This is a genomic window from Microcystis sp. M_QC_C_20170808_M9Col, assembly GCF_007095495.1.
GTDB lineage: Bacteria > Cyanobacteriota > Cyanobacteriia > Cyanobacteriales > Microcystaceae > Microcystis > Microcystis aeruginosa.
On the sequence record NZ_SFBZ01000285.1, the window covers coordinates 1 to 26,600 of the forward strand.

A 26,600-nucleotide genomic window follows, 5' to 3' on the forward strand; every position below is an offset into this window, starting at 1 on the left:
CCGCAATAGCGACTCTTGTTCGGGTGTTGGGTAAAATCGAAACGAATAGGCTTTTTCCATACCTCACGTTTTAGCATATATTTCGTAAATGTGCTAATATTTAACAGTAAAGCCGTCGTTCTACGACGGGGTTTCAGACCCAAAATTTTCGATGAGTGGAGAACTGGGCTATCAAGCAATGTCTCGTTTTTGAGAACGCCATCGTCGTAACTTGTCTTTTGTTACTCGGTCTGCCCATATCCCGTATCCCCTCTACATCAGTGATTAGACGAGTTTTAAAAGGTCTAAAAGTCTTATACAACAAGGTTTTTAGATTTATTCAGCAAGCCCTATTTAGTGAAAGTAAAAAACAATCAAAAAAAATTGTTTAAGGCTATCGAAAACCAATGTCAGACTGAAGAACCACTGAAGGTGTACCAAGAAGAAGATAGAACACGGGGAAGGGAGGTCTATCGTAAAGTTGAGGTATTTTCCCGTACTGTCGAGATAGACCCCAAATGGCAGTCGGCTAACTGTGTGGTTAGGGTGACCCGTCAGGGAAGGGGAGAAGAACATGACTTTGAGTGAACAGGTTACTATCTGACCTCTCATGCGCCCAACTGCCGTCATCTTGCTCAGGGAATCAGAGGACATTGGAAAATGGAAAATCGCTTACATTGGGTCAAGGATGTGATTCAAAACGAGGATCGTAGTCCCCAGAAAAAGGGACTTTCCCCCATCAACATTTCCTTGTTAAAGACATGGGTTTTAACCTTGTAGAGGTTAGAGGGTTATGATTCTTTAACAAAGGGAATTGACCACAATAAGGACAACATCCGCCAATTATTGTCTTTATGTCGCTAAAATTTCGTTTCTCGCCGTATTTCTCCTTTTTTCTTGAGAATGAAATAGCCCTACCTTATAGGGAGTCAGCAGGGGACGGGCGACCTCCTCTGCTAGGCTGAAGCCTACAGACTGCTCGTATCTCCCCCTCAGTTCGGCCGGGGTAGGAAATTGGCTGAGGGGTTGAGGGACTGAAGTTATATCCGTCGTGCGATCATATTCGACAAAAAGATGACCGTTACAGGAGTAGAGGAACAGTACATTTAGAGCCTTAGCATAGCGTTTGACCTTTTCTAAGCCTTCAGTGGGGGGCGCATTTTCCTTTTTTGCTTCTATTAGGGCGAAGGCTACGGGTTGGCTGTCGCTACTGACGGCAACTCGCAGGGTATAATCAATCCTCCCCCTGGCGCGTTCGGCTTCCCCATCGATAATTTGAATTGCCCCCGGGGTTTCTTCTCGCTTGAGACAATCCTCGGTCCATCCTCTTTGATGCAGGACGGGGTCAATTAATTTGGCTCTGGTGTCTGTTTCTCCTAATCCCATGGTTCTCTCAAGACCGATAACTGATAACTGATAACTGATAACTGATAACTGATAACTCAGCTTAACTAACTATTTTTCGCCTCTAATTTGGTCAAACGACTTTTAAGTTCCTGATTTTCCTGTTTCATTTTTTCTAATTCCTCGCGAATTTCCTGAATTGCTTTCTCGGAACCTAATTTTTTCTGGACTTTTTGTACTGCTTCCTCCGCTACACGACGGACGCGACCATCGGGAGTTCGAGCGCTCAAAGCTTGTAAAATAACGATAGCTTTGGCATTTTCTATCTGTCCTAAAGCGTTACACACTGCCACTTGCGTCAAGAAAAAAGTTTCCTTGGCAATGGTTTCTAAACGTTCCAAAATTACGGTTAATTTGTCGGTGGTTTGTCCCGAAGAAATCGCTCCTAGGGCGCGGATAGCTCCTAATCTCAGGGGTTGAGGCGTGCCTAAAACCGTGTAGGTCAAAATTGACTCCAAAGCCGCCGGCGAGGTTTTTAACTGGCTTAAACCCCCAATTGCGCCCGCTCTTACTACCTCATTCCACCCCTTTCTTAACTGTAAAATATGATTGAGCAGGTCAATAATTTCCCCTTCTTTATTTTGCAATTGTCCCACGGCCATGGAGCCTAATCCTCGCGCCGTGGCCGCTTCCACATAATAACTAGCATCTCCAGTTTCTAATAGGGATTTAAGCGCATTATAACTATCTAAGGTTTTAATTTCACTTAATCCCTCGACAATTGCCCGACGTACTTGTGCTTTTTCGTCGTTTAAACCTTTAATTAAAGCAGTAACCGCCTGATCTAACCGAAGAGTTGCTAACTGTTTGGCCACCTCCACACGCACCCCCCAAAAAGGCTCATTTTCTAGGGATTTCCCTAAAGCTTTGATCGCTTCTAAACCGCCTTTTTTAGCAATGGCTATGGCTGCATAGATACGGGAAATCGGGTCGGGATCCTGTTGTAATTGCGCTTTTAATTCACCGATGGGATACTCAAGAGTGACGGTTTTGAGGAAATTATTACCCCGATCGAACTTGACAAAATCGGGCTTTTGTGCTAGGGGAAAATAGAAACTTTGTTCTTTTTGGTGAATCCGCAGATTGTAGGTAAGATCCTCAGAGTTGAGATAGGCAAAAGCGACGGGAATTTTCAAGTCGAATAGTTCTTTTTCATCCTGGGTTTGGGTGACAGTTAATTGGGCTAAATTATTCTGATTGTCCCAACTGTAGGCCACCTTATAATCGGGATGACCACCGCGATAAACGTACTGATCAAAGAGGAATAATAAATTGTAGCCGGTCGCTTTTTCGATCGCCCGTAATAAGTCCACAGTTTCCACGGTTTTATGGGCATTATCCCGCACAAAAGTCTGAATCGCTTTTCCGAATAAATCTTCCCCTAAAATAGAGCGGATCATGTGATAAACACAAGCACCTTTTTCGTAGAGATGACGATCATAAAGTTCGATCGCTTCTCGATAAACATGAGTAACAATCGGACGACGATAGCGGGAAGTATCTTCTTCTAAATAACTTCTTGCTTCCCCTAATAAATAATAACTAGCAGCTGGTTTTCCGTATTCCGATTCTGTCCATAAAACCTCAGAATAGGAAGCCATTCCCTCTTTAATCCAAGCGTGAGACCAGTGTTTAATCACCACTAAATCACCGAACCATTGATGAGCTAATTCATGGGCAACTAAGCTTTCTGTCCAAGTATGATCAATGCTGGCTCTTTGATCAATTAAACAGCGATCGGTTAAAATTGTGGTAGAAGTATTTTCCATCCCACCAAAAATAAAATCATCTACACAAACTTGTGCGTATTTGGGATAGGGATAGGGATAACCAAACTTTTGGCTAAAAAACTCGATCATGCGGGGAGTTTTACCCATACTTCTTTGGCCCTCTTCTTCCCGTCCTTTTTCCACATAATAAGTGACAGGAACACCATTCCATGAGTCGCATAATTCAGCAAAATCTCCCACCGCAAGAGTCATTAAATAGGTGGGATGAATTTGCTTTTGTGACCAGTGATAAATTCTGTCCTCACCAACGGTTGCCACCGAGATTAATTCCCCGTTAGAAATAGCGATATAGGGTTGGGGAATTTTCACCCGAATTTCGGAGGTAGTTAATTGGCCAGGGTAATCAAAACAGGGAAACCAAAAGCGAGAATCTTCATCTTCTCCCTGGGTCCAAACTTGCATCGGTTTATCGGGATAATATTCGTCTGGTCCGATAAAATATAATCCCCGTTGTGGTTGGTTAACCTGATAGTTAATCGTCAGGATAATCGGTTTATCGGTGGTGGGTTGTAGCAGATGAATAGTCAGGAGAGACCGATCATAGTCAAAGGGTTGACTGATACCTTCAATAAACACAGAATTAATATTTAGATCCACCGCATCCAGAGTTAAACTGCTAATTCCCTGACGAATGGGGGTGAGGGTAATCTGACAGCTGCCCTGAAAACTTTGTCGGGGAATATCAATAATTAAATCGAGAAAAATATGATTAACTTGTCCGGGTCGATCGGGGTTATAATGGGGTTTAGCCCCGGGTAACTCAAAGGGTTGACGCTGATTATTTTCCGTGTCGATGGTGAGATGAGACATATTAGCCCTAACTTGCTGATTTTTGTCCGGTAAACTTAAATTAACACGATCGGTCGTCCCTTTCCTTGCTAATAATAATCCCACCCCTATGAATCTCCCTTCCTTTCTCTGGTTATGGAAAATTGCCGCTTGGTCGATGGGATTTGCTCTCTTTGCCTATTTTTTACTAGCGGTTTCGGGGGTAAACATGGGTTATCGACGACTCGCGGGCCAATCTCGACCGAAATGGTTAAGATCCTTTCATCTCCTCAGCGGCCTGATCATGGTTGCTTTGGTCTTAATTCTGCTGGGAATCGGATTAGTGGGAACAATCGGTCATTATGGCAGTTTAGGCCACTCTTCCCACCTGATAGCGGGTTTATCGGTGGTTTTTCTGGTTTTTGTTTCGGCAATTAGCGGCCTGAACATTACAACTCGTCCACCTCTAGCGCGGTCTCTCCACATCGGCACTAATCTTTTATTGTTTCTGGGTTTTCTTTTTGTTACCCTAACAGGATGGGATGTAGTCCAAAAATATCTACAATAAAAATAGTCGGCGATCGAGTGGAGACTGTTTGATCGAGAAAAACTAGCTATCTCATCCCGAAAAATCGCTTTTTAGTGACAGAATACTCACCCCCAAATCATTATGCAAACCGTCGAATCACAAGCTATTAACACGATGTCAGTGCCAAAACAAGGTCTTCCAGTAACAATTATTACTGGGTTTCTTGGTAGTGGTAAGACTACTCTCCTCAATCATATTCTCAGCAATCAACAGGGATTAAAAACTGCTGTTCTTGTCAATGAATTCGGTGAAATCGGTATCGATAACGAACTGATTATCAGTAGTGATGACAGCATGGTAGAATTAAATAATGGCTGTATTTGCTGCACGATCAACGAGGATTTAATTCAAGCAGTTTATAAAGTTCTCGAACGTCCCGAAAAAATCGATTATTTAGTCGTAGAAACCACGGGATTAGCCGATCCTTTACCGGTAGCTTTAACCTTTTTAGGTACGGAATTACGGGAAATGACCCGTTTAGATTCCATTGTCACTATGGTGGATTGTGCCAATTTTAGTCTCGATTTATTCAACTCGCAAGCGGCCTTAAGTCAAATCACCTACGGTGATATTATTGTTCTCAATAAAACCGATCTAGTGGATGAAGCGGATGTGGATTCTTTAGAAATAAGAATCCGGGACATGAAGGAAGGAGCGAGAATTCTTCGTACTAGCAAAAGTCAAGTCCCTTTACCCTTAATTCTCAGCGTCGGACTATTTGAATCGGATAAATATTTCGACACAGAAGAAGAACACCACGACCATGATCACCACGACCACGATCACGACCATTGCGATCATGATCACGATCATGATCATCACGATCATTCCAATCATTTAGAGGTGGATGGATTTACTTCTATTTCCTTTGCTAGTGACCAACCTTTTTCGATTCGGAAGTTCCAATATTTCCTCGATAATCAGTTACCGGAAAGCGTTTTCCGCGCTAAGGGTATTCTCTGGTTTGATGAAAGTCCTAAACGTCATATTTTTCACCTCAGTGGCAAACGTTTTACTCTCGAAGATGACGAATGGAAAGGTACTCCCAAAAATCAGCTAGTTCTTATCGGTCAAAATCTCGATCATGAAACCCTAAAAGAACAGATTAACAGTTGTCTCATTTTACCTGCTGTCAATCGCGGTAAAGGATTTGGGAAATAAACCCCGCTTTGTAAATCTACTAAGTTGGGATTTTTAAGGGGAAACTCTCTGCTAAAGTCGGGCGTTACTTTCGATTTTTTCCCTCAATCCAAGCTTTTGGGGGGTAGAACCCCCCAAACCCCCCGTTGGGGGCGTGGCGCCGCCCCCAAACCCCCCGCGCATTAGCTTTTCAGTGGGATGCTTACAGGCAGCTGCTGATCCATTTGTCATCATCTAAAAGTCACCGATAATTGCTGATTGTCGGTATTTCTGCCTTCCTAACTCCTGACTCTAAGGACAATTTTTTGATTTTTACAAGAGGTCTATTGACCTTCTTGAGGTACTTTTCCCCCTAAAGATTCTACGATCGAGCGAGTATTTTCCCTGAGCATTTTTATATAACTATCCCCCCCAGTACCCACCGCACCGATCGAATCAGAATATAATTGTTGTGGTGCTAATTTTACCCCCGCTTCTGCGGCTACAGTGGTAATTAAAGTGGGATTAATAGTCGTCTCGGCAAAGATAGCAGGAACCTGGAGATTTTTAATAGCATCGGCTAAATTTTTCACCGTTTGGGCGCTAGGTTGTTCTTCGGTACTAATGCCAATTAAAGTTCCCGCAACTTTTAAACCGTAGGCATGAGCATAATACTGAAAAGCGTCATGAGTGGTGACTAATTGCCTTTGGGAAGGGGGGATAGTTTGAATAGCCGCAGTAATCCAGCGATCAAGATTTTCTAATTCCCTGATTAATTCGGCGGCATTTTCAGTAAAAATCTCTTTATCTTCGGGACTTAATTCAATCAATTGATCTCGGATTTTCTCCACCATGATTATACCGTTTTTGGCCGAACCCCAAACGTGGGGATCGGGGACTTTCTGCCCCTCTTTTTCCAGTTGTAAAGGTGTAATGGCTTCTCCCACAGCCACTTTTTTCGCTTTAACTGCCGTAGAATCGATCATTTTAATTAACCCCGGTTCGAGATTATAACCGTTATAGAGAATTAAATCAGCTTTTTCTAAAGCCACACTATCGGCGGGAACTGGTTCATAAACGTGAGGATCATCCCCCGGTTTTAAAATGTCTTGATGGTCAATTTCTTCACCGCCCACTCGTGCGGTTAAATCGGCGATAATTGTGCTAGTGGAGATTACCTTGGGTTTTTGGTTATCGGTGGTATTAACCGAGGCATTACAAGCAACCAATCCCAAAAATAAACAGGATAAAATTAGTTTTTTCATCGGGAAATAGAGATGAGGGTTTAGAGGTTAGAGATGAGGGGAAATGGCATTGATATCTATCTTGATTTTTTTCCTGACTAAAGACTCCTTTTACTATTAAAATAGAGAATAGAGAAGGTGTAAATTCAAGAGATATGGATAACCAAGCCCCGATTAAACTACCGAAAACCAGCGAATCCGACCACCTCAAGCGAATTCGTCACACCACCTCCCATGTGATGGCGATGGCGGTGCAGAAATTATTCCCAAAAGCCCAAGTTACTATCGGGCCTTGGACTGAAACTGGATTTTACTACGATTTTGATGTGCCGGAACCTTTTACCGATAAGGATCTCAAGGACATCAAAAAAGAGATGGTCAAAATTATCAATAAAAAACTGCCGGTGATTCGCGAGCAAGTTTCTCGGGAAGAGGCGGAAAAGCGCATTAAAGCGATTAATGAAGCCTATAAGCTGGAAATTCTGGCGGGAATTCAAGAACCCATCACCCTTTATCATCTTGGTGACGCTTGGTGGGATTTGTGCGCCGGTCCGCATCTAGATAATACAAGCGAACTAGACCCGAAAGCGATCGAATTAGAGACGGTAGCGGGTGCTTATTGGCGCGGGGATGAGAATAAAGCGCAATTACAGCGCATTTACGGCACAGCCTGGGAAAATCCCCAACAATTAGCCGAATACAAGCGCCGTAAGGAAGAGGCCCTCAAACGGGACCATCGCAAATTAGGCAAAGAATTAGGTTTATTTATTTTCTCTGATTCTGTCGGGCCGGGGTTGCCTTTATGGACTCCCAAAGGAACTTTAATTCGTTCTTTGTTAGAAGATTTTCTCAAAAAAGAACAGTTAAAACGCGGTTATTTACCCGTAGTTACTCCCCATATTGCTCGCGTCGATTTGTTTAAAATTTCCGGTCACTGGCAAAAGTACAAAGAAGATATGTTTCCCATGATGGCAGACGATGAGGAATCTGCTGGTAAAGAAATAGGATTTGTCCTCAAACCGATGAACTGTCCTTTTCATATTCAAATCTATAAAAGTGATTTGAGATCCTATCGGGAATTGCCGATGCGTTTGGCAGAATTCGGGACAGTTTATCGTTACGAACAATCGGGAGAATTGGGAGGATTAACTAGAGTTCGCGGTTTTACCGTCGATGATTCCCATTTGTTTGTCACTCCCGAACAATTAGACAAGGAATTTTTAAGCGTTGTTGATTTAATTTTGACGGTGTTTAAGAGTTTACAATTAAAGAATTTTAAGGCGCGATTGAGTTTTCGTGACCCCGAATCGGATAAGTATATCGGTTCCGATGAAGCTTGGGAAAAGGCACAATCAGCGATTAGAAAAGCGGTGCAAACTTTGGGGATGGATTATTTTGAAGCCCCCGGAGAAGCGGCTTTTTATGGTCCAAAATTAGACTTTATTTTCCAAGATGCCCTCGAAAGAGAATGGCAGTTAGGAACGGTACAGGTAGATTATAATTTACCCGAACGTTTTGAATTAGAATACGTTGCCGAAGATGGTAATCGTAAACGTCCGGTGATGATTCATCGCGCACCTTTTGGTTCTTTGGAACGTTTAATCGGTATTTTAATCGAAGAATACGCGGGGGATTTTCCTCTTTGGTTAGCCCCTGTCCAGATACGATTATTACCGGTTAGTGATAGTCAATTGGATTACGCTAAAGAGGTGACAGCGAAAATGCAGTTGTTAGGAATTCGCGCCGAAACCGATACCAGTGGCGAACGTTTGGGTAAAATGATTCGCAATGCTGAAACCGCAAAAATCCCCGTGATGGCAGTGGTGGGGGCAAAAGAAATGGAAAGTAATAGTTTAAGTATTCGCACCCGTGCCACGGGCGATTTAGGGGTAATTAGCGTCGAGGAAGTGGTGGCAAAATTAGAAAGTGCCATCCAAAATCACGGTAATTTTTAAGCGTTTGCTTATCTAATTCTATGGGGACAGAAAATATTTCTGTCCCAGTGTTTTTGATCAACCCAGGAGATTTTTATTGATTACCCTTTAGGTATCATCATCTTTTTGAAAGGGATTTTCCCCAATGCCTAGGCCTTTTTTGCTCTCTTTTAAGTCTTTCCAGAGGGCTTTAATTTTTTGGTAGGCTTCTAGAGAACTGATTTTGCCCCCGGTTTCCAGATTACAAATAAAACTGACTTTTTGGGCAAATTCCTGTAAATTGGCGTTAAATAGCAAATTCTCCGGCTTAAATTCTCCATAATAGGGGGCGCGAGGATAGAGAAAATTCTCCTTGCGGCGATCGGGGAGATTTGGGTTATCATCGTTAGGAGGATTCTGGTTCATAGGGCGACGGCGGGTAATTTTGCGGAATTTCTTTAGATTTTTCGGTAATGGTAATGGGAGATAATATCAGTTGTTGGCTATCATTGGGGATTTAAGTAAAAACTGGGCCGATTCGCCAAAAGTTGAACCCTGGGATGGTGACACTTTTTGGTTATAGGTTAAGATTCGGTCGCAAAATGTTGGCAGTTATCTTTAAGCAGCAATTATACATTATTTTTTTCAACGATCATCTCCCCGATGATATAAATTTTTTGTCTAGGTTGATCGCCAAAATTTACTCCACTATCCGATTAACCATCGATTTTCGTTTATCAATTGCCGAGGATGATAACTATGGAAAAACTCTATGAAGGTAAGGCCAAAATTCTCTATCAAACCGATGATCCCGATATTCTGCTCACTTATTACAAAGACGATGCCACCGCTTTTAATGCCCAAAAACGCGGGCAAATTGTCGGCAAAGGAGAAATTAACTGTACTGTCTCCACTGCCCTATTTCAATGGTTAGAATCCCTAGGAATACCTACCCATTATATCGATCGCCCTAGTTCTAGGGAAATGCGCGTCAAGGCGATTAAAATCATTCCTTTGGAGGTAGTAGTCAGAAATATCGCCGCCGGGAGTTTGTGCAAGCAAACGGGATTAGAGGAGGGGAAAGTTTTACCTTTTCCTCTTGTAGAATTTTACCTCAAGGATGATGCTTTGGGCGATCCTTTGTTAACGCCCGATCGCATAAAAGTGATCGATATTGCCAGCGAGGAGCAAGTCAATCAGTTACGAGATTTAGCCCTGCAAATCAATCAATATCTGCAAGAATTTTTCGATAAGTGCCAAATTATTCTCGTCGATTTCAAGTTAGAATTTGGAGTTGATAAAACGGGCAAAATTTATCTAGGTGATGAAATTAGTCCCGATACCTGTCGTCTCTGGGATAAAACCCAAGAGGATGCCCAAGCGCGCATTCTCGATAAGGATCGTTTTCGTCGCGATTTAGGAGATGTGGAAACTGCCTATCAACAAGTACAAGCAAGAGTTTTACAACAGATAGAGAGTTTATAACTGTGGGGTGTGTTAGCGAGCGCGTAACGCACCTTAATTGAGATTAGCAATTTAATAATTTATGTCAAGAAGAATTATCGGGTTAACAGGGGGAATAGCCTGTGGTAAATCCACGGTTTCCAATTATTTAGAAAATATCTACAAAATTCCTGTCCTTGATGCGGATATTTATGCCCGGGAAGCAGTGGAAAAAGGTTCGGCAATTTTAGAGAGAATTTTTCAGCGTTATGGCAGAAAAGTTAAAACTGAGGATAATTCCCTTAATCGCCAACAGTTAGGAGAGATTATTTTTAATAATCCCGAGGAAAAAATCTGGTTAGAAAGTCAGATTCATCCCTACGTTAGAGAATGTTTTAAACGGCATTTAGAGCAGTTAGAAGCCCCGATAGTTGTTTTTTCCATCCCTTTATTATTTGAAGCCAAATTAACCTATTTAGTCACAGAGATTTGGGTGGTTTCCTGCGGTTTTGAGCAACAAATTCAACGCTTAATGACTAGAAATAACTTAACTAGGGAACAAGCGATCGCTCGGATTAATAATCAAATGCCTTTAGCCGAAAAAATTGCCTTAGCTCATATTGTTTTAGACAATTCCGGAGATTTAGAAGCTTTATATACCCAGATCGATCGAGCTATAAGTAGCTGGTTAGAATTAAATTGAAGATAGATTTTGGGTTCGATCCCCCCTTAATCCCCCCTTGATAAGGGGGGTGCCGATAGGCGGGGGGATCCCCCTTGATAAGGGGGGAAACTGATAGTTTTTAACACCTAACTACTTACAATAGGGATTAATTTTAAAACAACTAGGCAAATTTTCCCACCCCGAATTTTACATAGAGAATAATTGCCAAAACCAATAAAAATAGAAAGCCAATCATTAATAAATAGTCTTTATTGGTTAAGATTGATTCCTGTAAAAATGTGCGATTAGGATCACCAGAGAAAGCTTTAGCTTGTAGAACTACCTCTAATTTTTGCGATTTAGCCATAGCGTTTAAAATTAAGGGTACAGCGATAGAAGCGTAAATTTTTCCTTTTTGTAACCAACCCATTTTTTCTATTGCTAATCCTCGTAATCTTTGAGCAGAAATAATCGATCGGGATTCTTCTACTAGGAGAGGAAATAAGCGCAGGGTAGAGGAAAAAATAAAGACTATTTTGTAAGGAATTCTGGCTTTAGTTAAACTCACCATCATCTGATTTATATCAGTGGTAAAAATAGCGAGGGGAATAATTAAAACCATGGTGAGAGTTTTAAAGATCACATTTAAACCGTAGAGGGTTCCCTCGACAGTCATTTGAGTAGAACCGACAGTTAATAAGGGAGTTAATTCAGTTTTTCCCGTTAAAGCTTTTACCTGTTCCACATTAAAAAATCCCATGGTAATTAATAAGAATAGATAAAAAGGAGCCATGAATTTTAAAATGGTGAGGAGATAAGACCATTTTACCCCAGCCCAGAGACAAGCTAAAGCGACAATAAGAGTTAGAAAACCGCCAGCGAGGGGACTTTCCCAAGTAAAAGCGATGAGAGTAACCACGATCATCATGGTTAATTTTGTCCGAAAATCTAGGCGAGTAAAAGGAGAATCTCGATCGACGGTTTGCCAGTTAAATGATTGCATAATCAAGAAAAAAGTTAGTAAGTAGCTAGGTGTTAAAAACTGTCAGATGCCCCCCTTATTAAGGGGGATCCCCCCGCCTATCGGCACCCCCCTTATCAAGGGGGGCAGGGGGGATCGGCACACCCTTATTAAGGGGGGATTAAGGGGGGATAGGCACACCCTTATTAAGGGGGGATTAAGGGGGGATATATCTTCAATTTAATTATAACTTTAAGGGAATGAGTTAATTACCCATCCCCATCAATTCCCTAGGAAGGGTTAGCAATTCTGTTCATTTGCTCTTGAATTTCGGGGTTATAAATCTGGAGATAATTCCAATAATTACCAAACACCGATTCTATATAACCCTTAGTTTCTCTAAAGGGAATATTCTCAACAAATTCATCGGGATCGCTAAAATCAAAACGCTGTCTCCATTTGGAAACTGCCCCAGGTCCGGCGTTATAACTAGCCACAGCAAAAAGTGAATTTCCTGCGAATTTACCGTGGGTATAATCGAGATACCATGTCCCCATCATAATGTTATCTTCGGGATTAGTTAAAGAATAACTTTTATTGCCAGTATTACCCGCGATATATTTACCCGTATCGGGCATAATTTGCATTAATCCCACTGCCCCCACAGGAGAACGAATTTCTTTTTCAAAGCGGGATTCTTGCCGGATTAAAGCCGTCACTAGCAGGGGATTTAATTGTCTATCTTTTGACCATTGCAGGATGGTATCGTAGTAGGGGAAAGGGAATAAAGCGTGCCAGTATTTATCATTTTGTCGCAGGAGTTTCCAGGCTTTCTTTTCCTCCGGGGTATCTCTTTCTCGCAAGCGCCAAATCAGGTTAATTCCTTCTAAATTTTGATTGCGAGAGAGTTTATAGACACCGAGGTTAAATTGTTCGTCAACGGTTAAATTCCAAGGATCGACAATTTCTGCTTGCCAGAGATTCCAAGCGTCCGTATCTTCACCAATTCGATATAATTCCTTGAAAGCTTCCGAACCAGCGGGGGGATCGTTACGAGTGGCGGGTTTGACGGTGGTAGGATTATAGGAGCGGACAGTGGTAAAATCCCCCACGTCCCAACCTAATAAAACCGCCGAGCGCCAAGCATAATAGGAATGGGGATGACGAGAAATAGTGTAGGTAAAAGCTTGTTTTGCTTCTTGGTTTTTGCCGAGTTTTTGCGCCCATTTTCCCACCCAAAAGGCTGCTTTCGGGGCAGTTTGACTATCGGAATTATTAACCGCAATTGGCTGCGCCCACTGCCACGCCTTGGCGTAATCACCGGATTTAGCGGCTCTTTGGGCCATTAACCAGCGATAATCGGCGGCTTCGTCGGATTTTGGGTATTTATTTAATAAAGTTTGCCATGTTTGACTAGCGGCCTGGGCATTAGTTGAGTTGAGTAATTTGGCTTTCGCTTCCAAAGCTTCCGGGGCGCGATCGGGAAATTGCTTGACAATGCGATCGAGATATGCTATGGCATCGCGGTTAGGAGAAATTTGGGCGAGTCGCAGTAATCCTAAACCGGTTTCTGGGGCCTGGGGATAGGTTTTAATTAATTTTTGGTAAGCGGTGCGAGCTTCTGGCAGTTTTTTGGCAATTTGTAGCCCGCGGGCGTAACGATAGGCTTGTTCGGGGCTAGGAGTGGCTTTAGCGTAGGCTTTATAGGCTTTTTCGTACAATCCCGACTGCCAATAACCCGCCCCAATCATTGCCCAATCCGCCAGAGTTAACTGCTCGGCGTAGTCTTTCACCAAACGATCGCGGGCCTGATTGAGGGTAGGATCAAAAGGATTAGCCTTGGCTAACTGTAACCATAGGGGAAATTGATCGGGATTTTCTTGAAGACGTTGGCGAATTAAAGCCAAAGTGCGCGGGTGTCGGGGGTATTCCTTGAGCAATTTTTCATGATAACTGGGGTCGTATTTGCCCAAAGAGTAGTAAGCTTCCGCCACTACGGGCGATTGGGGATAGGTTTCCAGTAATTTTTGCCAAATTTCTCGCGCTCTTTCACTATCATTGCTTAATTCGTAGGCGCGTCCCTGTTTGAGGAGAATCTGGGGAGCGAGGACAGGATATTGTTTTTCTAAGCCTTCTAATTGTTTTAAAGCCGGACCGCCTTCATATTTTCTCAATAAATCCATAGCCAAGAGATAGCGGGCGCGACTACGATCTAAAGAGGGCGCGTTGGCATCAGCAACATCTTTTAACTTGACATCTCGCTCGGTTTGTGGTAAGGAAGCGCTATCAACCACGGCAGAGGGTTGGTTAGGAGCTTGGCTAGGAACCGACGCACTATTGCGATCGAGCCAAGCGAGAATTTTCGGGTGAAAGAGAAAGAGACTGGTGAGAGTAAAAAGCGCAACCCCAGAACCTAGTCCAAGAATGAGCGGGGTGTGAGGGGGGAATTTCTTAAACATTACCTTATTCAAGACAGTAACTCAACATACATTATCAGTGATCGTGGTGACAGGTTGTTTGTTTCAATCAGGTTGGGGAAGTGGGGAAGTGGGGAAGTGGGAAGTGGGGAGGTGGGGTGTGGGGAGGGGGAATGGGGAGGTGGGGTGTGGGGAGAATAAATAAAATAATCTCCTATCTCCTATCTCCTGACGACCGGCTCCTGACTCCTATCTCCTGACTCCTATCTCCTATCTCCTGATCACTGATCCCTGAGATATGGTACGCTAAACAGGATTTAAGTATTATTAATGGTTGCTATGAAACAGCGCGGCGTGACGGTTTGGTTAACGGGATTGAGCGGTGCGGGGAAAAGCACGATTACCGAGGCATTACAGGCAAAATTAATCGCTGAAGGTTATTCAATTGAAGTTCTCGATGGCGATATAGTACGGACGAACCTCACCAAAGGTTTAGGATTTAGTAAAGAGGATCGCGATGAAAATATCCGTCGCATTGGTTTTGTGTCTAATTTGCTCACCCGTCACGGTGTAATTGTCCTAGTTTCGGCTATTTCTCCCTATCGTGAGATTCGCGAGGAAGTACGGGGGAAAATTGGGAGTTTTGTCGAAGTTTTCGTGAATGCTCCCTTAAGCGTCTGTGAGGATCGCGATGTGAAAGGATTATATAAAAGAGCGCGTGCTGGCGAAATCAAGTCTTTTACGGGAATTGACGATCCCTATGAACCACCTTTTAACCCGGAAGTGGAATGCCGCACTGATTTAGAGACTTTAGAGGAAAGTGTCGCCAAAGTCTGGAACAAATTGACGGAATTAGGCTACATTCATCAAGCTGTGGCGGTTTGATCACAAAATAACTTTGTATTATTGGAAAATATCGTAGGGACGTGGACTAAAAACGTCTCTGCATCCTGATTAACCCCTTAAGCAAATTTGTTAGTCAATCTCCTTTTCTTCAGTACCTAAGCAAAGTTAATTATACCTCTGAGTAAACCTCTGGCCAAAGTGAAAGAGTGTCTAAACAGTAATCAGTGATCAGTAAACAGTAAGTAGGGAGGCACAATTATTTGTAGGATGGGTTAGCGGTAGCGTAATCCATGAATGTGTTGGGTTTCATGCTTCAACCCAACCTACGTTCTGATAACTGATAACTGATAACTGTCTCGACTAGCAAATTAATTTTGCAGGAATACTTATATTTAAAGGCGCTAAATTATTTTGAAATCTCGCTCTAGTTATTGGAACCTCATTCCCTATCTCCGTCCCCAAACCCAAACAATTATTTTGGCGTTCATCTGTACGATCGGATTTACGGTATTTTGGCCGATTTTAGCTTGGTTAGCCGGACAAATGGCCAGATATATCGGCGAGGGAAATGTGCAAGCATTGGCGACACTTTCGGGGGTGGGGGCAGTGGTTTTTTTACTGCGGGGAATGTCTCAGTATGGGCAAGATTCCCTGATGGCAAAAGCTTCTTTAAAAATTGCCCTCGAATTAAGAAAAAAAGTTTATGCACACCTGCAAACCCTCGGTTTAAATTACTTTGAAACGGCGAAAACTGGTGATTTATCCTATCGTTTAACGGAAGATATTGATCGCATTGGGGAAGTAATTAACAAATTTTTCCATGATTTTATCCCCTCAGCCTTACAGTTAATTGTCGTCTTTGCCTATATGTTTATTGTTAACTGGCAATTGACGATCGCTGTCATTATTATCGCTCCTTTGTTGGGAGTTTTGGTGGGATTTTTTGGTGAAAAATTATTACAATATGCTCGTCGCGCCCAAGCGAAAATATCTAATCTTTCTGCGTTATTAACCGAAGTTTTTAGCGGTATTCGTGTGGTGCAAGCTTTCGCTGCTGAAGATTATCAAACCGAGCTTTTTGCCCAAGAAGCGGAGGAAAATCGCCGCGCTCAATACCTATCAGAATCCACCAAAGCTTTACAATACGTCGTGGTGGGATTCTTACAAGCTCTCGGTGTCATCTTTTTATTCTTTCTCGCTGGTTGGCAAATTTCCCAAAAGAATTTAACTGGAATTGACTTTGTTAGTTATGTGGCAGCGGTGGCAATGTTAATCGATCCCATCGCCCATATTACCAGTAATTATAATCAATTTAAACAGGGGCAAGCCTCCATGGATCGGATTTTTGAATTGTTAGCTATTTTGCCAACAATTACCGAAAAACCGAATGCGATCAATCTGCAACCCCATAGCAAAGAAGTTGAATATTGTCAAGTAAATTTTTATTACAACCAGGACAGACAGGTTTTAAAAAATATTAATTTTACTGCACACGCTGGCGAAATGATTGCTTTAGTGGGAGCATCGGGAGCGGGAAAAACCACTTTAGTTAATCTTTTATTGCGTTTTTATGACCCCACTTCTGGCAAGATTTTAATCGATGGGGTGGATATTCGTGATGTGACTTTAAAAAGTCTCCGGCGACAAATTGGCGTAGTTTTACAGGAAAATATTCTCTTTTCTGGCACTATAGCCCAAAATATCGCTTTTGGCCAGGGAGATTTTAATCTGCAAGAGGTGGAAAAAGCGGCAAAAATTGCTAATGCTCATCAATTTATCGGTGAACTTTCCCAGGGTTACTATACCTATGTGGGAGAAAGGGGTGTTAATTTATCGGGTGGACAAAGACAAAGAATCGCCATCGCACGAGCGGTTTTATCTAATCCGAGAATTTTAATCTTAGATGAAGCGACTTCCGCGCTCGATTCGGAATCGGAAGCTTTAGTGCAGGAAGCTTTAGAAAGAATTATGACGGAGCGCACAGTATTTGTTATTGCTCACCGATTAGCAACTGTCAGAAAAGCTAACCGTATTTTAGTCTTAGAAAAGGGTGAAATTATTGAGGTGGGTAATCACGAGGAGTTATTAAATCTTAATGGTCGTTACGCTCAATTTCATGCTAGACAATTTCAAGATTAGTCTATTTGGCGTTAAGAGTTGGGCGTTATTTCTGATTTTATCACTCAAGCCAAGTTTTTGGGGGGTAGAACCCCCCAAACCCCGGAGCGCATTAGTTTTTCGGTGGGATGCTTACACGCGGTTGTTCATATATTTGTACTAATTTAAGAGTCACCGATATAGCAGTTATCTTAATGGTGAGGTAGGAAGTTTTCGTTTTGGAAAGTCAGTTGCGGAATTAGGTTAGACTTCATCTTTAGGGAAACGCTGTAAGTATCCAGACAGAATTAATTATAGATATTTTTCCGTTCCCTCTACTTAGGGTTTGCTGAATAAATCTAAAAACCTTGTTGGATAGGGTTTTTAGACTTGTTTTCCCTCAAAAAGTGCCGACCTTTGGAGTGATTGGGGGGAAAATTCAGGTACTTTTTCCCTGACACACCCTGCCCCCAGGAAAAGCTTTTTGCCGCAAACCCTACTTAGGGTTTTTTTCGGGGAATTCCTCGCAAGGCTAAAACATCATCGAGGGTGGAACAATAGTTTTTTAAACCAAAATCGGCAGCAGTATAGGTTTTAATGTGGGTGAAGTGGCGATAATTCATGGCAAAGCGGTCCCATGGTTCCATCTGCAAGTTAAAAACTTTGATAAAAAAGTTAGCAATGGTTAAAGATAAAGGAATGCGAAAATAGATTTTTTTGTTTAAATAAGTACAGATTTCCTCCACTGCTTGGTTAGCTGTTGTGCGTTGATTGCCTAGGACAATTTTGCTTTCTGGTGCGGGATTTTCGATTAAATAATTCACCACTTGAGCTATATCTTTGGCATGGATAAAATGAAAACTGCCATCAGCTTGAAACCAACGCACTAAACCGATATATTTCAACACATCCGGTAAACCACCATAGATATGAGAATAGGGTTTATTTTCGTCACCACCTAAGACAAAAGTGGGGTATAAAGTGATAATTTTATCGGCGATTTCTAGGTCAGTAAATTTACTATAACAAATATATTTAGTGCGGATATAATTAGTTCCTATCTCTCCAGCTTCCGGTAAAGGTTGATTATTTTGATTGAGAATGCTGGCAGTGGAAAAGTAGAGGACTTTCTCGCAGATTTGAGCATCTAAATAACTAATTAATTCTAGGGTTTTTACCACATTAATCTGATAACTTTCCTCCTCTCCTCCCCAACTGGTAGCGATTAAAACCGCTATATTCATTGTTTTTAAAAGATCGGCATATACCCCAATATTTTCCATATCGCCTAAAAGTATATGAACATTTGATCGCCCTTGGTAAGTAAATTTTAACTTCTCTGGATTACGAACTAAAAAATATAATTCATAGTCGGTATTTTCCAGTAAAATCTCAGCGATATAATGCCCAATACAGCCACTCACACCCGTTAGAAATATCTTTTTCATTATTTTAATTGATACGGCAGAATTTAGGGGACAGTTTGAAAGTAAAAAGTAAAAATGGTGTTGGGGTTTTAGGGTTTTAGGGTTTTAGGGTTTTAGTTGAATTCCCCCATTCCCCCATTTCCCCATTTCCCCATTTCCTGTTCCCTAGTCCTGATAACTAAATTGTTTAGCGGTTTCAAAGAAGAAACGCACGTTATCTTCAGGAGTTCCCACCAAAACACCATGACCTAAATTAAGAATATGACCTTGATTACCTGCTTTACGAATAGTATCAATAATCCGCTCGCGAATAAAAGACTGGGAACCGAATAAAACCCCCGGATCGATATTACCTTGAACCATCATCGCTTTACCTAAACGCTGTCTCGCTTCGGCCAGATCCACGGTCCAATCGACGCTAATAATATCAACCCCCGATTTACCCATTCTTTCCAAAACGCCGGCGCTGCCACTAATGTAGAGAATTAAGGGTGTATCGGGATGGGTTTCTTTCACCAAACGGACTACTTTTTGTTGATAGGGTAAGGCAAAAACATCGTAATCTTGGGGAGTTAATTGACCCGCCCAAGAGTCGAACATTTGTACCACTTGCGCCCCACAATCGATTTGATAACGGACATAGGTGGCAATCATATCCGCTAATTTATCTAAAAATTGGTGCAGTACCGAGGGTTCCGAAAAAGCCATCCCTTTAATCACAGAATAACTTTTAGAACCTTTCCCTTCCACTGCATAGGCTGCTAAAGTCCAAGGCGCTCCGACAAAACCGAGGACAGTGGATTTGTTTCCCACCTCTTGACGTAGGGTTTTTAAAATCGTTTTGATAAAAGGTAAAGACTGATCGGGATCGAGGGGATTAAGTTGGTCCACCTGCGCTTGAGTACGAATGGGAGAATCGATAATCGGCCCCTTACTTTCGATAATATCAAAGGGAATACCAATTCCCGCCAGGGGAGTGAGGATATCGGAGAACATGATCACCCCATCTGGTTGAAAAGCGCGCCAGGGTTGCAGGGAGATTTCGATCGCTAAATCGGCATTTTCCGATCTTTCCCGAAAACTGGGGTATTTATCCCGCAATTCTCGATAAATCTGCATATAACGTCCTGCTTGTCTCATCATCCACACGGGAGGACGGGGTAAGATTTCTCCTTTGGCAGCGCGTAATAAATAAGGTATTTCAGGGGAGTCAGTCATATCAGGATGATTATTCTATTGCCTTTTCTACGGTATCATCCCCCGTACAGCTAATTTTTCTGGTTTTTCCTTAAGAATTGTTAACGAAAATTATCCCCCCACCCTGGGATGAACTCGACGCAATCGCAAGGCATTCGTCACCACGGAAAGGGAACTTAAAGCCATGGCAGCACCGGCAATAATCGGATTGAGCAGAAAAGGATAGAGGACTCCGGCAGCGATGGGAATGGCAATCAGGTTATAAATAAAAGCAAAAAAGAGATTTTCTTTGATATTTCGCATTGTTGCCCGACTTAACTCAATAGCGCTCACAATTCCCTGTAAATCTCCCGAAATTAAGGTTATATCGCTGGCGGCGATCGCTACATCGGTCCCCGTGCCAATGGCAATACCTAAGTCCGCTTGCGCCAATGCGATCGCATCATTGATGCCATCTCCAACCATGGCGACTATTTTCCCTTTTTTCTGCAAATATTCGATTTTTTCGGCTTTTTGTTCGGGACGGAGTGCGGCAAAAAAGCGCCGGATACCCAACTCGCTGGCGATCGCTTCTGCGGTTTCGAGGTTGTCCCCCGTCATCATCATCACCTCTAAGCCCATTTTTTTGAGTTTGGCGACCACTGAAGAAGAAAAAGGTTTTAAAACGTCGGAAATGGCGAGCAACCCCTCTAAATGCCCGTTAACCGCTATCCAAGCCACGGTTTTTTTCTGCCATTCCCAATCGTGGGCGACTTTTTTAAGAACTTTTGTTTCGATCCCTTGACTTTCTAACCATTGTTGTGTACCGATTTGCACGAAATCTGACCCGACTTTTCCCTGCACTCCTGACCCAGTTATTGAGTCAAATTCTGTTACTTCTAGGGTTTTAATCTGGTTTAACTGCCCATATCTAACTATTGCTTCTCCTAGCGGGTGTTCAGAATGATTCTCCACCGATAGGACTAACTGCAGCAGCGATAATTCCCGTCCATCCCCCACCCCCTCGCGAGTCAAGAAGTCCGTCACCGTTGGTTTACCCTGGGTGAGAGTTCCGGTTTTATCTAGAACAATAGTAGTAATGCCCTGGGCTAATTCTAAACTTTCGGCATTTTTAATTAAAATTCCCTGTTTTGCTCCCTGTCCTGTTCCCACCATAATCGAGGTGGGTGTAGCTAATCCTAGCGCACAGGGACAGGCGATAATTAGGACTTCCACCATTGTAATCAAAGCGAGGGTGAGATTACCCGTGCGGAGAATCCAAAATAAGAAAGTTATTACCGCAATAATCATCACCACCGGCACAAAATAAGCGGTCACTTGATCGACTAATCTTTGTATAGGTGCTTTTGATGCTTGCGCGGTTTGCACTAATCGGACAATCTGAGCTAAAACCGTATCTTTTCCCACTCGTAACGCTTGCATTTGTAGGCTACCGGTTTTATTAATTGTCGCACCGATTACCTGTTGATTGACGGTTTTTCGCACGGGTAAACTTTCCCCTGTCACCATCGATTCATCAATGCTAGAACTGCCTTGGATAATTATGCCATCGACGGGAATTTTTTCTCCCGGACGCACTAAAATTATATCTCCTACTTTTACCTCTTCGATCGGTAGATCTAGCGTCTGTTCTTCCCTAATCACCCTAGCAGTTTTTGCCTGTAATCTCATTAATTGTTTAATAGCGGCGGCCGTTTCTTTTCTGGCACGTTTTTCGAGGAAACGACCGAGTAAAATCAGAGTAATGACGATAGCTGATGCTTCGTAATAGACATGGGAATTAAACCCCTGTTTTTCGATAAAATCGCTCCCGAAGGTTAAAAACAGGGAATAAAAATAGGCGGCACTGGTTCCCAAAACTACTAAAGTGTCCATGGTGGCAGTGCGGTTTTTAAAGGCTTTCCAAGCATTTTTATAAAAACTTTGACCACACCAAAATTGGACGGGAGTAGCGAGAATTAATTGGAATAAGGGAGCGTGTAACCAGTGGGGAATAAAAGATAGAGATAAACCCGTCATCATCGGCAAAGAACCGATAAAAAGTATAATGCTAATAACAATAGCGATCGATAGTTTAGTGAGAAGTTCTTTTTCTGGCCTGGATTCGAGATTAATTTCCGTTATCGGTGTAGCTTGGAAACCGGCATCCCTAACTTTTGCTTGAATAGTGTTAAGATCGGTACGCTTGGGATCATAGTCCACATCCACCTGTTCCATGCCAAAATTAACTTGACATCGAATCACTCCGGGGATAGATTTAATTATCCGTTCGATCGAATTAGCACAACCAGCGCAACTCATCCCGGCGAGTTTGAGAGTTTGATGGGTCATAATGTTAATAGCAGCGGAAGTCAGCAAGAAAATCCCCTGCAGCAGAGTTATATCTTTAGGATAAAATATTACCCCAGCTGCAGGGTCAAGAATCCTTTGTTAATTTTTCTGAATAGATATGAAGAAATGTCAAAAAGAGTGTCTGTATTTTCCTAACACACCCTTAGTTTTTATGGACAAATTTCAATTAACCCCACTCTGTTGCGTATCTTGACCCTGCAAAGCATCGGCAGCGGAAACACCATCACCCTGAAAACCAAAATACCATAAAGCAGCGGCAGCTTCAGCGCGATTTACCGGTCTTTTTGGCTGAAATAGGGTAGTAAAACCAAAAACTCGCCGAATATTAGCTTGTTCAGCATTTTGAAAATCGGCATAAAGAGCGCGCACCAGCTGCGGGTTAATTTTATTAGTATCCTGAAAACCCCAAGTATTTTTAATCGTATCAAGATTGGCGCTCGGTAAAGCTTTTCTAATATCTAATGGCACTTTCCACGCGATTAAATCTTCCCGGGTTAAAGGAGCATTGGGACGGAATAAAAGGGCGCTACTATCTCCCGTTAAAGGAGAGGGAATTAACCCCGCTTCCGCTAATCCTTGAATATAAATATAATCGGGATCGTTATTTTTAACATCACTAAAAGCTGGGGAACTATTGGGAGTAGCTAAACGGATTTGTTTACCCGCTACATTGGCATAAATGGCATTATTAGCCTGTAACAACCAGCGCGCAAATTCTCGGCGCGTTATGGTATTATTAGGGTTAAACTGATTGTTATTACCAGTTAATACTCCTAATCTAGCTAAGTCTTGAATGTGGCTTTTTAAGGGATTAGGTAAGGATTCGAGATCGTTAAAACTGGTGGGATTAAGATTGGGTAAGGGGGAAGAAATGGGGGAGGGACTAGGGGAAGCAATCGGGGTTCCCGTTGGACGATAATCGAGGCTATATTCCGTATTGGGAGAAGTGGCAGTTATGGTGATAGTTAATTCTAAATTATCTCGACGGGCCGTTAGGGTACTATTGACTCCCTCCCCAGAAAAGGGAGTGATAATTTCCCAATTATTATTAACTAATTCCTGTTGATAAAAAGCCTCGATCGCATTGCTGGGATCGTTGGATTGCCAACGAGTTTGCCCACCAGTATTATCAGGATTTGTCTGCACGGATAATAATTCTGATTGACTATATCGAGGAATTTCTGCGGGAAAATTTGCGGGTAATTGCTTGTTATTAGGAGAGTTTTCTGGTATGGGAGTTGTTTGTAGATTAGGATCGGCAGCCAGACGATTTTCTAGGACAGGATTGCCACTACAGGCTGCTAAAATGCCCAGCAGGGTGATCATTGTACTGTAGCGAATAAACTTACTCACGGTCTTTACCAATATTGTTTCCTTAGCTTTATCCTAGCCTATTTACTCAGGTTTTTGACTAGGGAAAATTCGGTGCCACCATTGACGTAATTTCCCCAGCAGAAATCCTCCTAACCCTTTTGTGTATTTTTCAAATTTGTAGTAAAATAAAATGTCGATTATATCCTGGGTGGCAAGATACTTGAGATAGGATACTCCTTGATCTATACGCACATCACTATATTCTAAATAAACTTTGCGACTGAGGCGATCGGATAAATTCCATTTTGGTTGAAAATATTCCTGCATCCTCTGTTGATAAGGGGCAAAACTACTCGATTTTCCCTGTAAATATTCTTCCATGTATTGACAAGCAATTTCGGCTCCTTTCATAGCATAGCGAATACCTTCCCCTCCTAAAAAGTTAACCGTAGAAACAGCATCACCAATCGCTATAATATTCGGTTCTTGATAATAAATATCTTGCAGATTGAGCGAATATTCTAAAATAGAACCATGAATGTCGATTATATCATATTTAGAGAGATTCATGTAGGTTTGAATAATTTGTGTAATATAACTTTTTAAAGGCTTAACTTCAGAAATATAAGGATGTTCTCCCTCTAACCAAGCCGCTCCTATTTTTAATTGCTGATTATCCATAGGAAAAATCCAGCCATAACCTTTAGGACTCCATTTATGACCGAGAAAAAAAACTAAATTATCTTGATACTTTTGATAATCTACTTCTGGCACAGCAATTAAATATTCAATGCCCACTGCTTTTAAAAAATTAGGTTTTTCTCGTCTGTGTTTATACATAACTGCTCTAGCGTATCCCGTGGCATCAACCAATAAACGAGTATTAACTGTTTCGATTTCCTCGTCTTTTGATTTCAAGAAAACAGTTAGCTGATTCTCCGTTTGTTGATATTTCAGATAACGACAACCTAAACGAACTTCTCCCCCCCAACGCAGCACTTCCGCCGCTAAAAACTCTCGCAATTTGGCAAAATCAAAAACTACCCCTAAAGGTTGCGGTGATGACCAAAAATGATGTATGCTAGTGGAGATAATTTCGATATTTTTCCAAAACCTAGCCACCACGGTTTCGGGGAGATTGAATTGTTCTAAAATTTCTAGGGGAGAAGCGGCACTAGAAAAATTATTATCTTGCCAACTAGAATGTTGTTCCACCAAAAGAACACGATAACCTTTTTCACTTAATAATCTGCCACAGTGACCTCCCGCTGGTCCGCCCCCAATAATTACGACATCATAATCCATGATTTACGCCCTCGCCTAATCTTGCTAACTTGCTTTTATTTTACCCTAAATGCCCTCTGTTAAACCCCAAACTTATGAAGCTGTTGTCCATCTAAATTTGATACTCTTTTTGACCTGTTCCCTATTCTCTCATCAAAAGGCGGACTAACTTATGACATTTTTATTATTATTAGTTACTTTCCTATCGCTGATAATTTGGTTATATTTAATCTTAGCTAGGGGACAGTTTTGGCTATCTAACCAAAAAATTAATCCTGTCACTTCTCCCTTAACAAATTATCCAAAAGTCTCGGCAATTATCCCCGCACGAAACGAAGCCGACGTTTTACCTATCAGTTTAGCTTCCCTCTTTAACCAAGATTATCAAGGGGAATTTTCGATTATTTTAATTGATGATCAAAGCAGTGATGGCACGGGAAAAGTTGCTCAAAAAATTGCTGATCAATCTCATAAATCTGGACAAATAACTATTATTGCTGGACAACCTTTAGAGATAGGATGGACGGGTAAATTATGGGCAATGAAACAGGGAATAAAAGAGGCTACCGAGAAATTCGCTCCCGATTATTTTCTCTTTACCGATGCCGATATTGCCCACGCACCAGATAATTTAACCCAATTAGTTACTAAAGCAGTACAGGAAAAACAAGCTTTAGTTTCCCTGATGGTGTTGCTACGCTGTGACAGTTTTTGGGAAAAATTTCTTATTCCTGCCTTTGTTTTTTTCTTCGAGAAACTCTATCCTTTTCCCCTAGTTAATAACCCTAATTCCCCGATAGCAGCCGCCGCCGGGGGTTGCATTTTAATTCGCCGAGATATCCTAGAAAAAATTGGCGGTATTGAAATTATTAAACAAGCTTTAATTGATGATTGTTCTTTGGCGATTGCGGTTAAAAAATATCTGCAAAATCACCCAGAAAATAACGAGAGTTCCATCTGGTTAGGATTAACAGAAACCACCTATAGTCTCCGTCCCTATCCGGATTTAGCCAGCATTTGGAATATGGTAGCCCGCACCGCCTTCACACAACTAAATTACTCAACACTTTGGTTAATTGGCACAATTTTCGGGATGTTTTTAACCTATTTAGCCGCCCCCTTGGGCTTAATCTGGGGATTAGTCTTAAAAGAAACATCAATTATCATAATTAGCGCCGTCACCTTATTACTAATCGCCCTCTCCTATAGCCCGACTTTAAGACTATATAAATTATCCCCCCTGCGGGCTTTAACTTTACCCCTAATTGCCCTCTTTTATAGTTTAATGACCGTCGATTCTGCCCTGCGTTATTGGCGCGGTCAAGGGGGAGGTTGGAAAGGGCGAGTTTATCCTAATTAGGGTTTGCTGAATAATGGTAAAACCCTTTTAAAATAGGACTTTTGACCTGTTAAAATTGGAACCTTTAAAAACCCAGCATTATCCTTTTACAGTACAATAATTAGTAGTAGGGTGCGTTAGCGATAGCGTAACGCATCAAATAAATTAATGATAGATAAGAACTCTTGCAAATTAATTATATGTTATAATAAAGTTAAATTAATGATAGGTGTGGTGCGTTACGACGGATTGTTAGATTTAAGTTTAAGCAGAAATTGTCGCCGTCTAACGCACTACGTTTTACTTGCAACGCACCAAACAAATTAATGATAGATGTGGTGCGTTACGACGGATTGTTAGATTTAAGTTTAAGCAGAGATTGTCGCCGTCTAACGCACTACGTTTTACTTGCAACGCACCAAATAAATTAATGATAGATGTGGTGCGTTACGA

General features: G+C 41.9%; 21 protein-coding genes. 9 read left to right on the forward strand and 12 right to left on the reverse strand.

Annotated features, from left to right (window positions below):
* The 3 genes from EWV68_RS18175 to EWV68_RS18185 form a co-directional block, all read right to left on the reverse strand.
* Positions 1–60, reverse strand: a 60-nt coding sequence (locus EWV68_RS18175; protein ID WP_235194806.1) for a helix-turn-helix domain-containing protein, incomplete at its 3' end; no start/stop codon positions are given.
* Between the two features lie 771 nt (positions 61–831).
* A complete protein-coding gene (locus EWV68_RS18180) occupies positions 832–1,365 on the reverse strand; it encodes a type I restriction enzyme HsdR N-terminal domain-containing protein (RefSeq protein ID WP_061432146.1) in 534 nt (177 codons plus the stop codon).
* A gap of 65 nt (positions 1,366–1,430) precedes the next feature.
* Complete coding sequence (locus EWV68_RS18185) at positions 1,431–4,067, reverse strand: M1 family metallopeptidase (RefSeq protein WP_287170619.1); 2,637 nt, start codon at positions 4,065–4,067, stop codon at positions 1,431–1,433.
* 4 nt (positions 4,068–4,071) lie between these two features.
* Between EWV68_RS18185 and EWV68_RS18190 the strand changes: the two genes are divergently transcribed.
* Together EWV68_RS18190 and EWV68_RS18195 are read left to right on the forward strand one after the other, a co-directional pair.
* A complete protein-coding gene (locus EWV68_RS18190; protein WP_046660890.1) occupies positions 4,072–4,509 on the forward strand; it encodes a DUF4079 domain-containing protein in 438 nt (145 codons plus the stop codon).
* A 102-nt stretch (positions 4,510–4,611) separates the two neighbouring features.
* The gene (locus EWV68_RS18195) at positions 4,612–5,691 is read left to right on the forward strand and encodes a CobW family GTP-binding protein (protein WP_287170621.1); all 1,080 of its coding nucleotides are present in this window, start codon (positions 4,612–4,614) and stop codon (positions 5,689–5,691) included.
* 302 nt (positions 5,692–5,993) lie between these two features.
* Here EWV68_RS18195 and EWV68_RS18200 read toward each other — a convergent pair whose 3' ends face one another.
* A complete protein-coding gene (locus tag EWV68_RS18200) occupies positions 5,994–6,914 on the reverse strand; it encodes a metal ABC transporter solute-binding protein, Zn/Mn family (protein WP_287170622.1) in 921 nt (306 codons plus the stop codon).
* A 134-nt stretch (positions 6,915–7,048) separates the two neighbouring features.
* Here EWV68_RS18200 and thrS point away from each other — a divergent pair, with 134 nt between their 5' ends.
* Complete coding sequence (gene thrS, locus EWV68_RS18205) at positions 7,049–8,848, forward strand: threonine--tRNA ligase (protein ID WP_287170623.1); 1,800 nt, start codon at positions 7,049–7,051, stop codon at positions 8,846–8,848.
* An 87-nt stretch (positions 8,849–8,935) separates the two neighbouring features.
* Here the strand turns inward: thrS and EWV68_RS18210 are convergent, their stop codons facing one another.
* A complete protein-coding gene (locus EWV68_RS18210) occupies positions 8,936–9,232 on the reverse strand; it encodes a DUF7219 family protein (protein WP_287170625.1) in 297 nt (98 codons plus the stop codon).
* A 134-nt stretch (positions 9,233–9,366) separates the two neighbouring features.
* Here EWV68_RS18210 and EWV68_RS18215 point away from each other — a divergent pair, with 134 nt between their 5' ends.
* The 3 genes from EWV68_RS18215 (at position 9,367) to coaE (ending at position 10,952) form a co-directional block, all read left to right on the forward strand.
* Positions 9,367–9,582: a hypothetical protein gene (locus EWV68_RS18215; RefSeq protein ID WP_287170626.1), complete on the forward strand. Its 216-nt coding sequence runs from the start codon at positions 9,367–9,369 to the stop codon at positions 9,580–9,582.
* Positions 9,566–10,291 carry a phosphoribosylaminoimidazolesuccinocarboxamide synthase gene (gene purC, locus EWV68_RS18220; protein ID WP_081106806.1) on the forward strand — a complete coding sequence of 242 codons (726 nt, stop codon included), beginning with the start codon at positions 9,566–9,568 and terminating at the stop codon, positions 10,289–10,291. Before EWV68_RS18215 ends, purC begins: the two co-directional genes overlap by 17 nt.
* 61 nt (positions 10,292–10,352) lie before the next feature.
* Positions 10,353–10,952 (forward strand): dephospho-CoA kinase, encoded by a 600-nt coding sequence (gene coaE / locus EWV68_RS18225; RefSeq protein ID WP_061432152.1) that lies wholly within the window; start codon positions 10,353–10,355, stop codon positions 10,950–10,952.
* Positions 10,953–11,094: 142 nt separating this feature from the next.
* Here the strand turns inward: coaE and EWV68_RS18230 are convergent, their stop codons facing one another.
* Both EWV68_RS18230 and EWV68_RS18235 read right to left on the reverse strand, forming a co-directional pair.
* Positions 11,095–11,916 carry an energy-coupling factor transporter transmembrane component T family protein gene (locus tag EWV68_RS18230; RefSeq protein WP_287170627.1) on the reverse strand — a complete coding sequence of 274 codons (822 nt, stop codon included), beginning with the start codon at positions 11,914–11,916 and terminating at the stop codon, positions 11,095–11,097.
* A gap of 248 nt (positions 11,917–12,164) precedes the next feature.
* Positions 12,165–14,333 carry a lytic transglycosylase domain-containing protein gene (locus EWV68_RS18235; RefSeq protein ID WP_287170628.1) on the reverse strand — a complete coding sequence of 723 codons (2,169 nt, stop codon included), beginning with the start codon at positions 14,331–14,333 and terminating at the stop codon, positions 12,165–12,167.
* A gap of 297 nt (positions 14,334–14,630) precedes the next feature.
* On the opposite strand from EWV68_RS18235, the gene cysC reads away from it, so the two are divergent.
* Both cysC and EWV68_RS18245 read left to right on the forward strand, forming a co-directional pair.
* Positions 14,631–15,176: an adenylyl-sulfate kinase gene (gene cysC, locus EWV68_RS18240; RefSeq protein WP_002740078.1), complete on the forward strand. Its 546-nt coding sequence runs from the start codon at positions 14,631–14,633 to the stop codon at positions 15,174–15,176.
* A 372-nt stretch (positions 15,177–15,548) separates the two neighbouring features.
* The gene (locus tag EWV68_RS18245; protein ID WP_061432154.1) at positions 15,549–17,276 is read left to right on the forward strand and encodes an ABC transporter ATP-binding protein; all 1,728 of its coding nucleotides are present in this window, start codon (positions 15,549–15,551) and stop codon (positions 17,274–17,276) included.
* Positions 17,277–17,734: 458 nt separating this feature from the next.
* On the opposite strand, the gene EWV68_RS18250 is transcribed toward EWV68_RS18245, so the two are convergent.
* The 5 genes from EWV68_RS18250 to EWV68_RS18270 form a co-directional block, all read right to left on the reverse strand.
* Positions 17,735–18,682, reverse strand: coding sequence for an NAD-dependent epimerase/dehydratase family protein (locus EWV68_RS18250; protein ID WP_287170629.1), 948 nt, complete (start codon positions 18,680–18,682; stop codon positions 17,735–17,737).
* A 144-nt stretch (positions 18,683–18,826) separates the two neighbouring features.
* Positions 18,827–19,879: a uroporphyrinogen decarboxylase gene (gene hemE, locus EWV68_RS18255; RefSeq protein WP_012266095.1), complete on the reverse strand. Its 1,053-nt coding sequence runs from the start codon at positions 19,877–19,879 to the stop codon at positions 18,827–18,829.
* A 90-nt stretch (positions 19,880–19,969) separates the two neighbouring features.
* Complete coding sequence (locus EWV68_RS18260; RefSeq protein ID WP_287170634.1) at positions 19,970–22,189, reverse strand: heavy metal translocating P-type ATPase; 2,220 nt, start codon at positions 22,187–22,189, stop codon at positions 19,970–19,972.
* Between the two features lie 183 nt (positions 22,190–22,372).
* The gene (locus EWV68_RS18265; RefSeq protein ID WP_287170630.1) at positions 22,373–23,575 is read right to left on the reverse strand and encodes an S-layer homology domain-containing protein; all 1,203 of its coding nucleotides are present in this window, start codon (positions 23,573–23,575) and stop codon (positions 22,373–22,375) included.
* Between the two features lie 30 nt (positions 23,576–23,605).
* Positions 23,606–24,829: an NAD(P)/FAD-dependent oxidoreductase gene (locus EWV68_RS18270; protein WP_287170632.1), complete on the reverse strand. Its 1,224-nt coding sequence runs from the start codon at positions 24,827–24,829 to the stop codon at positions 23,606–23,608.
* A gap of 151 nt (positions 24,830–24,980) precedes the next feature.
* On the opposite strand from EWV68_RS18270, the gene EWV68_RS18275 reads away from it, so the two are divergent.
* Positions 24,981–26,168: a glycosyltransferase gene (locus EWV68_RS18275; RefSeq protein WP_287170633.1), complete on the forward strand. Its 1,188-nt coding sequence runs from the start codon at positions 24,981–24,983 to the stop codon at positions 26,166–26,168.
* The last annotated feature ends 432 nt before the right edge of the window (positions 26,169–26,600 follow it).

Coding starts and splice junctions, on each gene's coding strand:
- hemE (WP_012266095.1), bottom strand. CDS start 19,879: ATGACTGACTCCCCTGAAATACCTTATTTATTACGCGCTGCCAAAGGA.
- EWV68_RS18235 (WP_287170628.1), bottom strand. CDS start 14,333: ATGTTTAAGAAATTCCCCCCTCACACCCCGCTCATTCTTGGACTAGGT.
- EWV68_RS18215 (WP_287170626.1), top strand. CDS start 9,367: ATGGTGACACTTTTTGGTTATAGGTTAAGATTCGGTCGCAAAATGTTG.
- EWV68_RS18210 (WP_287170625.1), bottom strand. CDS start 9,232: ATGAACCAGAATCCTCCTAACGATGATAACCCAAATCTCCCCGATCGC.
- EWV68_RS18190 (WP_046660890.1), top strand. CDS start 4,072: ATGAATCTCCCTTCCTTTCTCTGGTTATGGAAAATTGCCGCTTGGTCG.
- EWV68_RS18195 (WP_287170621.1), top strand. CDS start 4,612: ATGCAAACCGTCGAATCACAAGCTATTAACACGATGTCAGTGCCAAAA.
- EWV68_RS18230 (WP_287170627.1), bottom strand. CDS start 11,916: ATGCAATCATTTAACTGGCAAACCGTCGATCGAGATTCTCCTTTTACT.
- EWV68_RS18200 (WP_287170622.1), bottom strand. CDS start 6,914: ATGAAAAAACTAATTTTATCCTGTTTATTTTTGGGATTGGTTGCTTGT.
- EWV68_RS18250 (WP_287170629.1), bottom strand. CDS start 18,682: ATGAAAAAGATATTTCTAACGGGTGTGAGTGGCTGTATTGGGCATTAT.
- purC (WP_081106806.1), top strand. CDS start 9,566: ATGGAAAAACTCTATGAAGGTAAGGCCAAAATTCTCTATCAAACCGAT.
- thrS (WP_287170623.1), top strand. CDS start 7,049: ATGGATAACCAAGCCCCGATTAAACTACCGAAAACCAGCGAATCCGAC.
- EWV68_RS18270 (WP_287170632.1), bottom strand. CDS start 24,829: ATGGATTATGATGTCGTAATTATTGGGGGCGGACCAGCGGGAGGTCAC.
- EWV68_RS18260 (WP_287170634.1), bottom strand. CDS start 22,189: ATGACCCATCAAACTCTCAAACTCGCCGGGATGAGTTGCGCTGGTTGT.
- coaE (WP_061432152.1), top strand. CDS start 10,353: ATGTCAAGAAGAATTATCGGGTTAACAGGGGGAATAGCCTGTGGTAAA.
- EWV68_RS18180 (WP_061432146.1), bottom strand. CDS start 1,365: ATGGGATTAGGAGAAACAGACACCAGAGCCAAATTAATTGACCCCGTC.
- EWV68_RS18275 (WP_287170633.1), top strand. CDS start 24,981: ATGACATTTTTATTATTATTAGTTACTTTCCTATCGCTGATAATTTGG.
- cysC (WP_002740078.1), top strand. CDS start 14,631: ATGAAACAGCGCGGCGTGACGGTTTGGTTAACGGGATTGAGCGGTGCG.